We start from the raw sequence: 10,064 nt of genomic DNA, 5'->3' as shown, positions 1-10,064 counted from the left end.
CGACCTGCTCGGACCTGAGCGTTCCGCGGAGATCACCCACGTGTCCGCGGATGCCGCGGACTGGATTGCCACGGTCGTCGCGGAGCGCTGCCCGCAGGCGGTGCGGGTGATGGACCCTCTCCCAGGCTCCGCCCGGGGGACCGGATCAGAAGATCTTCATGGCGTCGAGCTCTACCCCGCCGGGGTGGTTCGGGAAGGTGAAGTAGGTGTACTTCCCGACCGGGGTGTCGGGTTGCCACCTGTTGTCCGACTCGTACTGCACGACGTTGTTGCCCGTCGAGAATGCGTCGAGCCAGCAGGGGCCGCCGGTGCACTGCTGATTGTCCGGGAACGAGTAGGTCCCGGCGTTGGCGAAGCAGATCTCCTCGGCACGCGGGCTTTGGTTCTCCTGATGGAACCAGACCTGCAGGTAGTCACTGCTGTTGCAGAGGACGGCGTCGATAGCCGGTTTGGCGGTTTCCGCCGACGCGATTCCAGTGGGGGTGATTGCCAGCCCGACGGTCGCCAGGACGGCGACGAGAGCGGCCACGATCTTGTTCTTCAGGTGCGCCACGGGGGTCTCCCTCTAGTCCAGCACGAACGCGATGTCGTTGCCTTGGAGGTACGGCTGGCCGGACAAGCGCCGGCCAGCCGTACCTCCTCCAACAGGTCAGGCGGCAGACCGGATCAGAAGATCTTCATGGCGTCGAGCTCTACCCCGCCGGGGTGGTTCGGGAAGCCGAAGTAGGTGTACTTCCCGACCGGGGTGCTGGGCTGCCAGTTTTGGTCCGACTCGTACTGCACGACGTTGTTGCCCGTCGAGAATGCGTCGAGCCAACAGGGGCCGCCGCTGCACTGCGGGAACTGGAACGTGTACGTCCCGGCGTTGGCGAAGCAGATCTCCTCGGCGCGCGGGTTTTCGTACTCCTGATGGAACCAGACCTGCAGGTAGTCATTGCTACTGCAGGGGACGGTGCTGATAGCCGGTTTGGCGGTTGCCGCCGACGCGAATCCGGCGGGGGCGATTGCCAGCCCGACGGTCGCCAAGCCAGCGACGAGAGCAGACGTGATCTTGTTCTTCAGGTGCGCCACGGGGGTCTCCCTCTAGTCCAGCACGAACGCGATGCCGTCGCCTTGGACATACGCGGCCGGACGAACGCCGGCCACCGGTCACGCGAGGATCGGCCTGCCGACGGGCCCGGGTACCACCCCGCCGACGGTCCTACTGTGCGGCCACGGAGCATCTCATGTCTATTGACTGTTCCGTATGGGCTAATACGCTGCGTGTATCGCCCTGCCCACGGGAGTATCTGAGGTACTATCAGCACCCTGACAAGGGACCCATCCGAAATAATGTCCGAATTTCCGTCACCTCAGGTGCGCTTCGACCTGCGCCTGGTGTGGTACTTCACCGTCGTAGCCGAGTACCGGCATTTCCGCCGCGCCGACGAGGCACTGCACACCACCCAGCCGTCCCTGAGCCGGCAGATCCGCCGCCTTGAACAGCAGCTCGGCACCCGCCTGTTCGACGCACACCGCACGGCAACCACCTCACACCGGCGGGCGAGGTCTTCCTGCCCCTCGCCACCACGCTGCTGCACTGCGCCGACCAGGCCACGGCGAGTGCCCGGGCCGCCGCACGGCCGGACCGCATCACCGTCGGCTACACGCCGGGCCTCATCATCACGGCGGCCGTACGCGCACTGCGCCGGCATCACCCCGGCGCCGAGGCGGCGACCCGGCACCTGGCCGTGCCCGACCGGCCCCGGGCCCTGCTGGACCACCGCGTGGACGCCATGGTCACCCGGCTGCCGTTCGCGACCGGCGGCTTGGAGGTGACCCCCCTCTACGACGAACCCCGCGTCCTGATGGTGCCGTTGGACCACCGGCTGACCGGCCGGGAATCGGTCACCCTGGACGACATCGCCGACGAGCCCCTGCCCAAGGTGCGCGGTTGCGACCCGACGATGAGCGCCTTCTGGCGCATCGACCCCAGACCCGACGGGCTCCCGGCCTCCGACGGCCCCCTCGCCGAAACCACCGAGGACGTGATCGAACTCGCCGCCACCGGTCAGGCCGTGTTCATCACCGTCGCCGCCCGCCCAGTGCGCCCGGACCTCACCGCCATCCCACTGGAGGGCGTCGAGCCCGGCCGCGTCGTGCTCGCCACCCGGGCCCACGACCGCAACTCCCCACCGCAGACGTTGCAGACGTCATCGACCAGGAGATGATCCACCGACGGCTCGAAGATGTGGGTCCGGTCGCCGCGGCAGAGGCGACGGCCCGCCAGGCGGCGGACGTGGCGCTCCACCTCCACCTCGGGAAGATGCAGGTGCGGAACGCCGTCGAGGGGCTTGCCGAGCTCGCGGAGCAACGCGTCCAGAGCGAGCGCCAAGCCGACGCTGTGCGGGTATCCAACGAGGAGGAAGCCCGCATCGGCCACCCGGTGCAGGTGGTCGCGGACGATCGCGGTGATGATCTCGTCCGGGAGCAGTCTGCCGGAGTTCATAATCTCGGCGGCCCGGATCCCCAGCTCGGTGCCCTGGGCGAGGTGGGCACGCATGAGATCGCCGAAGGAGATCCGCGGCACTGCTAGAGCCTCAGCCAGCGCAGTGGCCGGGGCTTCCTGCCTGAACACTGGTGGTTGTAAGAGGACGACGCGCATCAGCCCATCATTCCTCAGCTGGACTTCGGCCTCAGGACCGGGGATGCCCCCATGTACGACGCGCCAGCGCCGGACCTGGTCCCGGGGCGAACACGCTGACCAGCGGTTCCACGTGGTTGTCCTGGATATCGACTGCGGCAAGGGCGTACCAGGCGCCGCCGGCGGCTGCGATCATTCCGGTGTTGGGAAGGACGGCGTTGGGGGCGGTCGCGTTCACCGGGTGTCCAGGTTGCCGGGCGGGGCGGTGAGACGGTTCTGATGACCACCAGCACATTCGAATGTGTTCGGGGTGCGGCGTCGCCCAGTGTTCACCCAGGAGGCTGACTCGCTCCGACTACCGGAGGGTGTGGCCGCTGCGTGCGGCGATGACGGAGGCGACCGCGGGGATGAGCGTCGTGAGTAGCGCGAGGATCTCAGGCGGGAGGCGGCGCGCCCGCGGGGGATTGCGGCTGCCTTGGGTGATGGGGGCCTGGTGGCGGCACCGGGGCTTCTTCTTGTTCTTGCGGGCCATGACCGTGATTCTCCTTCTTGCTGGGCGGTGGGCACGGCTGTGCCCGGCCGAGAGCGAGGGGTGGTGCGCGGTCGGGCGAGCCCCACACGGCGCTGAAAGGCCGCGGGCGCGGGTTGTGATCGCCTGCGCCGGCCACTGTGGAAGGCCTGTCGGGGAAGGCGGCGGACGCCTTCGCGGCCCGGGTACGAGCAACATGGTGGCCCGGGTCGTGCGGGGTGGCCGCACGACCCGGGAAGCGGTTCAGGTGGCGTTGACGAGTTCTTGGAGCTGGTCGGCGACCTCGCCGGTCGGCAGGCGGATCAGCCCGTAGTCGTCGTCGATGACGGCGGGACCGTCCGCGACGGCCTCGCGCAGCGCCCGGTCGGGGAGCGGGAGGTCGGGCATGGGCTGGCCGAGCCATGCCGAGTACTGGAGCAGCGGTGCCTCCGGCAGCGGGGGCTGCTGCGGTGTCCTGGTGGCGGTGGTGGCCCGGGCCGGGTTGCTCTCCAGCTCGCCTGCCTGCTGGAACCAGTGGTCGGCGTCGCGTAGCTCGCCGAGGCGGGCGTGGTGGAGGTAGAGGCAGTAGGCCGCGGTCGGGTTGTCCGCGCCGGCGGCGGCCTGCCACCAGAACTGGGCTTCGTGGGGTCGGTCGGTGAGGTGGAGCAGGCAGCCGAAGACCAGTTCTCCGCGGGGGTCGAGGCGTCGGCGGGTGACCAGGGCGTCCAGCCAGGCGGGTGCCCCGTTCTCGTTGATGACGATCGTGGACAGGTTGCTCAGGTCCCGGGCGGCGTGGTCGTGGAAGGTCAGTCCCGCGCGGTCCCGCACGGGGTCGGAGTTCTGGCCGGGCCGGGCGGGCGGGACGGTGCCGGGCTGGGCCGCGGCGCAGGGGCAGTAGCCGGTCGGCGGCTGCTGGCCGCGCCGGGCGGCGAGTTTGTCCGCGATCCGCCGGCGGCCGGCCTCGATGTCGTAGAGGGGCTGGGTTCCGGTCAGCAGACCGGGACCCTGGGGCAGGTGGTCGAGTGGGCTGAGCACATGAATCACTCCTGGTCGTCGTGCTTGATCGGGCCGGGGCGCAGGAGCCGGCGCGAGGCGAGTCGGGCTGCCAGCTTGGTTTTGGCCTGGCAGATGAGGGAGCGGATGGTGGCTGTCTCCACTCCCGTGACCGTGGCGATCCGGTTCACGCTGTAGCCCATGAGGTAGCGCAACACGATGACGTCGTGCTTGCTGCCGGACAGGCTGCGGATCGCGGCGGCGAGGGTGATGCCGTCCTCCAGGTCGGTGACGCTGGCGTCCAGGCCGTCCAGGAGGGATTTCACGTTCTCGCGCATCGCGTAGGCGAAGGCGGTCTTCTCGACCAGCACCAGGTGCTCGTCGCGGCGGACGCACTCGGCTTCCACGACGCGGCGCAGCAGGGCCCAGGCGTAGGCGGTGGGGTTGGGCTGGGCCAGTACATCGGTCCAGTGGTCGGCGAGGGCGGTGAAGACGTCGTCGACGAGTTCGAGGGCGAGGTCGTCGTCGGCGAGGTGGGCGGTGGCGTAGTCGAGGTAGGGCTGGGCGTGGAGTTCGTGGAAGCCGCGGAAGGGAACCGGCAGCGGGGCTCGGGTATTGGCGGCGTCGGCCGGCGGGGCGTCGCTCATTCAGGCCTCCCACGACGCGTCGGGGACAGCCTCACGCGACCAGCGGATGGGCCGGGGGTGACCGGCCGTGAGGGAGTGACCGGCGTGGCTGGAGGCCGGGGCGGTACGGCCGGGGTGCAGCGTGGTGCCGGCGGCGGGGGTCTGCGGCCGGGTGGCGATGGGCGTGGGATGGGAGGCGGAGAGTCGGATCGTCACGTGCTGGCTTCCTTTTGCCGGGTTTCGGGCGCTCCGTGACGTTCTGTGGGGGAGAACGGAGCGGTCTGGGTTCCCAGCATTCCGGTCCCATAATCGGATCGTTCACAGTAAGAGAGTGAACAAATACGGATGATGATCATCCAAGTTGTCGTCGCACTCCCCCGCACCCTGACGACACCCGGGCACGCGGCGGGTCGGCGCCTTCGCCACCGATGGGCCGACGGCAGGAGCTCCGTGTGGTCACACTCGTTGACTTTATCTGGGAATCTGGGAGATCGTGGAGTTCTCCAAGTCAAAGATAAATCTGGAGGGGCCCGCGTGAACCGCAGCACTCGCACCATCGAGATCGACGACGAGGTCTTCGCCTTCCTCCAGCAGCACAGCGAGCCCCTGGTGGACACCCCGAACGACGTCCTGCGTCGTCTGCTGCTCGGTGACGCCGAGCCCGCCGCCGGCGGGGGGATCGCCGAGCGGCGGGGAACCGGCGCGCTGATGCCGTTCATCGAGCGCGGCTGGCTGGCGCCGGGCTCTCAGCTGCGCCACACCAAGAAGCGCTCGGGCACCACCTACCTGGCGACGGTCACCGCGGACGGCTGGATCCGCATCGAGGACGACCAGGTCTTCGCCCTGCCCTCCCCCGCCCTGAAGGCCCAGGTCGGCACGGAGATCAGCGGCTGGGCGCAGTACGTCGTCAGCGCGACCGGCGAGACCCTCCAGGAGCTGCGCAGCCGGCTGCAGCAAGAGCAGAAGAGCGGATCCTGACCCGTCCGCGAACCGGAGGCGCGGGGGCAGGGACAGTTGGTCGCGGACTGCCTGGAGGTGCGGTGGGTGAGGGGGAGGCGGCGCCGGACATGCTGTCCGACGCCGAGAGCGACGCGGTGCTGGAAGGGGTGATCCTGCCGGCCTGGACCCGCCGCGCCGTGCGGCAGGACCGCCCGGTGGTCGTCGTTGTGGCCGGCCCGCCCGGCAGCGGGAAGACCGAGATCGCCGACCTCGTGCAGGCCTCGCTGGCCCGGCGCGGCGGCGCGGTGCGCATCGGCAGCGACCTGTACAAGAGCGCCCACCGCCACTACGCCCGCCTGCTTGCTCAGGACGTGCGTGGCGCGGGGGCGAAGGTGCGGGCGGACGTGCGGCGCTGGCAGGCCGGCGTCGAGGCGTACGTGCGCGCGCACGGCTTCGACGCGGTTGTCGAGAGCGCGCTGAGCGACCCGGAGGAGTTCCGGGCCAGTTCGCGGGCGTACCGGCGCGCTGGCCATCGGATCGAGGTCGTGGCCCTGGCCACGGCGCTGGCATGGAGCCAGCTCGGCGTCCTGGAGCGCTTCCTGGCCGAAGGCAGCAGCGGCCGGTACGTGTCCTGGGAGAACCAGGACGCCAGCGCGGCCGGTCTGGTGGAGAGCCTGGCCGTCATCGAGGCCGAGCACCTCGCCGACCGGGTCACCCTCGTGCGGCGCGGATTCGAGCCGCTGTACTGCAACGAGCTCGCGGGCGCGCGATGGGTCCATCCGACCGCCGCGGCGGCACGGCTGGTCGCGGCGCGGGCCAAGCCGTGGTCGGCCGCCCAGACGCAGGTCTTCAGACGGGAGTCCTCGCGGGCCGAAGTGCTCCTGCACTCCGACACCGTGCCGCCCGCACGCCGGCTGACGGTGCGGGCCGACGCCGAGCGGGCCTTCGCACTGTCCGAGCCGGTGCGCCGGATCGCCCAGCCGCGCCGTGAGCCGCCGGGTGTCGACTACCACCGGCTCTCCGTCGAGGAGCACCAGTGGATCTGGGAGAACCTGATCCTCGGCGACCTCGGGGAGATCACCGCGCACGAGCAGCCGGTCGCCGTGTACGTCATGGGGCAGCCGGGCGCCGGCAAGACCAGTGCCGCCCGGCTGGTGCTGCGCGCGCTGCGCCGGCGGCGGCCGACCTGGATCTCGGGCGACCACTTCAAATCCGCCCATCCCGACTACCGGCGGCTGCTGCGCGAACACCCCCGCACCGCGAGCGCACGGATCCGGGCGGACTACAAGGCGTGGCAGGCCCGGGCCGAGGAGTACGTCCGCAGCCGGGGCGGGGACGCCGTCATCGAGATCGCCCCCGGCAGCGCCGAAGAGTTCATCAGCAGCGCGGCCTCCTGGCGGCGCTCGCACCGTATCGAACTGCTGGTCCTTCAGGTGCGGCCCTCCGACAGCCGCCAGGGCACCGCGCTGCGCTACGCCGAGGTCAGCCGCAACGTCGCACCGGGCCGGTACACCAGCGCCGCCGGGCACAACCAGTGCCTGGGCGGCGTCCTGGACTCGGTCCGGGAGGCTGAGCAGCTGGCGCTGGCACACCACATCAGCCTCGTGCGCCGCGACGCCATTGCGACCTTCCGCAACGAACTCGACCCCGACGGCCGATGGGCCAGCCCCACCGGAGCCGCCCGGACGCTGGCAGCCGGGTGGGTACGGCCCTACACCGAGCAGGAGGCCCTGCACTTCCTCGCCAATCAGCGCCGGCTGCGCGCGGCACTGCCGCAGCACCGCGCCGAACTGGACGAGATCACCCGCCTGGCCTGGCCTCTGCTGCCACCCCACCTGCAGCCCGGACGCCTGGGCGCCACCCAGGTGACCGCATCCCTCCCCGCACCGCGCTACGCGCCCTCCGTGCCCCTCAGCTTGGCGTCGTAGACGGACGCGAGCAGGTGAAGCTCCGCCTCGGACGCCTCCGGCAGACGCCGAAGGTCGGCCGCGCACCCACCCCGCTCGGCCACCAGGCGGCTGACGAGCTCCAGATCGGGCTCCGGCCGCCGGCGCTCCGCGAGGATCTGCTCCCCGTACCAGGTGATCACCCGCACCGCCTCCTCCTCGACTCCCGCGAAGCTCACCCCTCGCGCGGCGGGATCCGCCGACACGGCGTCAGTACGGTCATCTGGGTCTTCGGGACTGTGCACGGTGAACCACCTCGCCCTCGACCCGCCGCTGCTCGGGAGCGATGGGCCCGCCCCCGACGGTCCGACCGGGCTCCCCCGGACGGCGGACCTGCCTTCCGGGGCGGGCGTCTTCGCAGGTGGGCGGCTTGCCTGGTGGTGAAATTTCTAGGATAAAAGCGAGCCTGCCTACCTCCCGGGCGAGCTGTCATCGTCGTTCTCGAGCGGGACCGAGCGCCGTGTGCGCCACCGCTCCGACAACCTCGGCAGCATCCATCAGGAGAAGACCCATGGCTGAAAGCATCCTGTCCAACACCCGTGTCGTCGTGGTCGGCGGCAGCTCCGGCATCGGCCGCGCGGTGGCCCGCCAGGCCGCCGCGGCCGGAGCGCGAGTCGTGGTCGGCTCGCGCTCCGAGGAGAAGCTCGCCGACACGGCCAAGGAGATCAACGGCATCACCACCGGCGTCATCGACGTCACCGACGAGGAGAGCGTGCGTGCCTTCTTCGCCGACCTGGACGTCATCGACCACCTGGTGCTCTGCCCCGGCGACATGGCGCCCGGCTCGGTCTACGAGGTGCCGCTCGAGGCGGTCCGCCGCTCGTTCGACACGAAGATCATCGGCCCGCTGCTCTGCATCCGGCACGCCGGGCGCAAGATCGCGCCCAGCGGCTCGATCGTGCTGCTCGCCGGCAGCGGCGGCTTCAAGCCCTACCCGGACCTGAGCGCGACGGCCGCCGCCAACACCGGCATCGGCGGCCTGGGCCGCTCGCTGGCCGTCGAGCTGGCGCCGATCCGGGTGAACGTCGTGGTGGCCGGCCTGATCGACACCCCACTGTGGGACTTCGTCCCGGCCGAGGCCAGGACGGGCCTGTTCGCCCAGACCGTGGCGAGCACCCCCGTCGGCCGGATCGGGCAGCCCGACGACGTCGCGCACACCGTGCTGCAGCTGTTGGAGAACACCTTCACCACCGGGGCGCTGAGCTTCGTGGACGGTGGCAGCACGCTCTGACCGCGCGCCCGATCGCCCTCCCAGCGGCGACCGGCGCCGACCCCACCGGCCCGGCCGCCGCTCCCGGTCAGGCCGGCCGGCCCGCCGCCACCAGGGCGCCGAACCGGTCGGTCAGCCCATCATCCCCCGTCGGCTGGTAGGCGATCAGGGTGGCGGCGGCGTCGGCCAACCGCAGCTTCACGTAACCGAGTTCGATCCGCCCGAGCACCGGGTGCCGGAAGAACTGCGTGGCGGGGCCGTGCGCCACCAGGTCCATCCGCTCCCACAGCTCGCGGAACTCCGCGCTCTCCGCCGCCAGTTGCTCGACCAGCTCGGCGTACTCCGGACGGGCCAGCTGGTCCGCCGACTGCCCGCGGAACAGCGCCACGACGTGCTCGGCGGCCTGCGGCCAGTCCGGGTAGAGATCGCGGAAGTCCGGATCGAAGGTGAGCAGCAGGTTGTTGCGGCGCTCCGGCGCCAGTTCGGCGAAGCCCGGCAGCAACGCGCAGTAGCCCTGATTCCAGGCCAGCACATCAAAGCGGTAGTTGGTGATACAGGCGGGCAACGGGTCCAACTGATCCAGAAAGGACAGGTACTGGCTGGCGATCTGCTCGCACCCGGCCGGCCACGGACCGGTCGGCGGCACCTCGCCAGCCAACCGGAACAGGTGCTGCGCCTCGACACCGTCCAGCTTGAGCACCTGGGCCAGGCTGCTCAGCACCTGACGGGAGACCTTGATCCGGCGCCCCTGCTCCAGCCAGGTGTACCAGCTGACGCTCACCCCGGCCAGCGCCGCCAACTCCTCGCGGCGCAGCCCCGGTGTCCGGCGGCGCCCGGTGGAGTACAGCACGCCAGCCGCCTCCGGACTGATCCGGGCCCTCCGGCTGCGCAGGAAGGCGGCGAGCTCCCGCCGCTGCTCCGTGGTTTCCACGACCCTTGTCCCCGTCTCCCTTGTACCCCGGCTGGCTGGGCTGCGCCGGGGGCGTGCTGAGTCCACGGTCAGGGTATCCGAGCCGCACAGCGCACCCTTGGGCCGAGGAGCCGGCGGTCCAGGGCGACCTGCGTGCGGGCGGTCGTGGTTGGGGGCACCCCAGGGATTTAGAACGGATCAGCGTAGGGGCGGGCCACTAGTACTACAGGGATAGATCTCGATTGGCGGGTGCGGCAGGATGTTCTGCTGTGAGTGCGCGAGGGCAGGTCGACGATGAGGTGACGGCGG

12 protein-coding genes and 2 pseudogenes are annotated in these 10,064 nt (G+C 70.7%); 5 read left to right on the top strand and 9 right to left on the bottom strand.

What is annotated here, in order from left to right; all coding sequences use genetic code 11:
- Positions 1–119 (top strand): annotated as a pseudogene (locus ACZ38L_RS36925) (transposase); the annotation flags it as partial.
- 26 nt (positions 120–145) lie between these two features.
- Here ACZ38L_RS36925 and ACZ38L_RS36920 read toward each other — a convergent pair.
- Both ACZ38L_RS36920 and ACZ38L_RS36915 read right to left on the bottom strand, forming a co-directional pair.
- Complete coding sequence (locus ACZ38L_RS36920) at positions 146–553, bottom strand: beta/gamma crystallin domain-containing protein (protein WP_465701988.1); 408 nt, start codon at positions 551–553, stop codon at positions 146–148.
- Between the two features lie 113 nt (positions 554–666).
- Positions 667–1,071 (bottom strand): beta/gamma crystallin domain-containing protein, encoded by a 405-nt coding sequence (locus tag ACZ38L_RS36915; RefSeq protein ID WP_465701986.1) that lies wholly within the window; start codon positions 1,069–1,071, stop codon positions 667–669.
- A gap of 261 nt (positions 1,072–1,332) precedes the next feature.
- Between ACZ38L_RS36915 and ACZ38L_RS36910 the strand changes: the two are divergent.
- Positions 1,333–2,168, top strand: a pseudogene (locus tag ACZ38L_RS36910) (LysR family transcriptional regulator); the annotation flags it as partial.
- Here ACZ38L_RS36910 and ACZ38L_RS36905 read toward each other — a convergent pair.
- The 5 genes from ACZ38L_RS36905 to ACZ38L_RS36885 form a co-directional block, all read right to left on the bottom strand.
- On the bottom strand, positions 2,051–2,542 hold the full coding sequence (locus tag ACZ38L_RS36905; RefSeq protein ID WP_465701991.1) for an adenylate kinase family protein: 492 nt from the start codon (positions 2,540–2,542) through the stop codon (positions 2,051–2,053). The pseudogene ACZ38L_RS36910 and the gene ACZ38L_RS36905 overlap by 118 nt on opposite strands.
- 436 nt (positions 2,543–2,978) lie before the next feature.
- The gene (locus ACZ38L_RS36900) at positions 2,979–3,155 is read right to left on the bottom strand and encodes a hypothetical protein (RefSeq protein ID WP_465701985.1); all 177 of its coding nucleotides are present in this window, start codon (positions 3,153–3,155) and stop codon (positions 2,979–2,981) included.
- A 240-nt stretch (positions 3,156–3,395) separates the two neighbouring features.
- Positions 3,396–4,166 (bottom strand): hypothetical protein, encoded by a 771-nt coding sequence (locus ACZ38L_RS36895; RefSeq protein WP_465701983.1) that lies wholly within the window; start codon positions 4,164–4,166, stop codon positions 3,396–3,398.
- Positions 4,167–4,171: 5 nt separating this feature from the next.
- Positions 4,172–4,771 carry an RNA polymerase sigma factor gene (locus ACZ38L_RS36890; RefSeq protein ID WP_465701981.1) on the bottom strand — a complete coding sequence of 200 codons (600 nt, stop codon included), beginning with the start codon at positions 4,769–4,771 and terminating at the stop codon, positions 4,172–4,174.
- Positions 4,772–4,966: a hypothetical protein gene (locus ACZ38L_RS36885; RefSeq protein ID WP_465701979.1), complete on the bottom strand. Its 195-nt coding sequence runs from the start codon at positions 4,964–4,966 to the stop codon at positions 4,772–4,774. It lies immediately after the preceding gene.
- A gap of 318 nt (positions 4,967–5,284) precedes the next feature.
- Here ACZ38L_RS36885 and ACZ38L_RS36880 point away from each other — a divergent pair, with 318 nt between their 5' ends.
- A complete protein-coding gene (locus ACZ38L_RS36880; RefSeq protein WP_465701977.1) occupies positions 5,285–5,728 on the top strand; it encodes a restriction system modified-DNA reader domain-containing protein in 444 nt (147 codons plus the stop codon).
- Between the two features lie 62 nt (positions 5,729–5,790).
- Positions 5,791–7,617, top strand: coding sequence for a zeta toxin family protein (locus tag ACZ38L_RS36875; protein WP_465701975.1), 1,827 nt, complete (start codon positions 5,791–5,793; stop codon positions 7,615–7,617).
- On the opposite strand, the gene ACZ38L_RS36870 is transcribed toward ACZ38L_RS36875, so the two are convergent.
- Positions 7,581–7,841: a hypothetical protein gene (locus ACZ38L_RS36870; protein ID WP_465701973.1), complete on the bottom strand. Its 261-nt coding sequence runs from the start codon at positions 7,839–7,841 to the stop codon at positions 7,581–7,583. The genes ACZ38L_RS36875 and ACZ38L_RS36870 overlap by 37 nt on opposite strands.
- 305 nt (positions 7,842–8,146) lie before the next feature.
- Here ACZ38L_RS36870 and ACZ38L_RS36865 point away from each other — a divergent pair, with 305 nt between their 5' ends.
- Complete coding sequence (locus ACZ38L_RS36865; RefSeq protein WP_465701971.1) at positions 8,147–8,866, top strand: SDR family oxidoreductase; 720 nt, start codon at positions 8,147–8,149, stop codon at positions 8,864–8,866.
- Between the two features lie 67 nt (positions 8,867–8,933).
- On the opposite strand, the gene ACZ38L_RS36860 is transcribed toward ACZ38L_RS36865, so the two are convergent.
- On the bottom strand, positions 8,934–9,776 hold the full coding sequence (locus ACZ38L_RS36860; RefSeq protein WP_465701969.1) for a helix-turn-helix transcriptional regulator: 843 nt from the start codon (positions 9,774–9,776) through the stop codon (positions 8,934–8,936).
- Positions 9,777–10,064: the final 288 nt, after the last annotated feature.

The sequence above is a fragment of the Kitasatospora sp. NPDC024654 genome (genome assembly GCF_055559155.1).
Note: the sequence above shows the minus strand (reverse complement) of the source record. Positions and strands in the feature narration are given on the sequence as shown.

Excerpts from the sequence above, each read along its gene's own strand:
- ACZ38L_RS36905 (WP_465701991.1), bottom strand. The coding sequence starts at position 2,542 with ATGCGTGCCCACCTCGCCCAGGGCACCGAGCTGGGGATCCGGGCCGCC.
- ACZ38L_RS36900 (WP_465701985.1), bottom strand. The coding sequence starts at position 3,155 with ATGGCCCGCAAGAACAAGAAGAAGCCCCGGTGCCGCCACCAGGCCCCC.
- ACZ38L_RS36890 (WP_465701981.1), bottom strand. The coding sequence starts at position 4,771 with ATGAGCGACGCCCCGCCGGCCGACGCCGCCAATACCCGAGCCCCGCTG.
- ACZ38L_RS36865 (WP_465701971.1), top strand. The coding sequence starts at position 8,147 with ATGGCTGAAAGCATCCTGTCCAACACCCGTGTCGTCGTGGTCGGCGGC.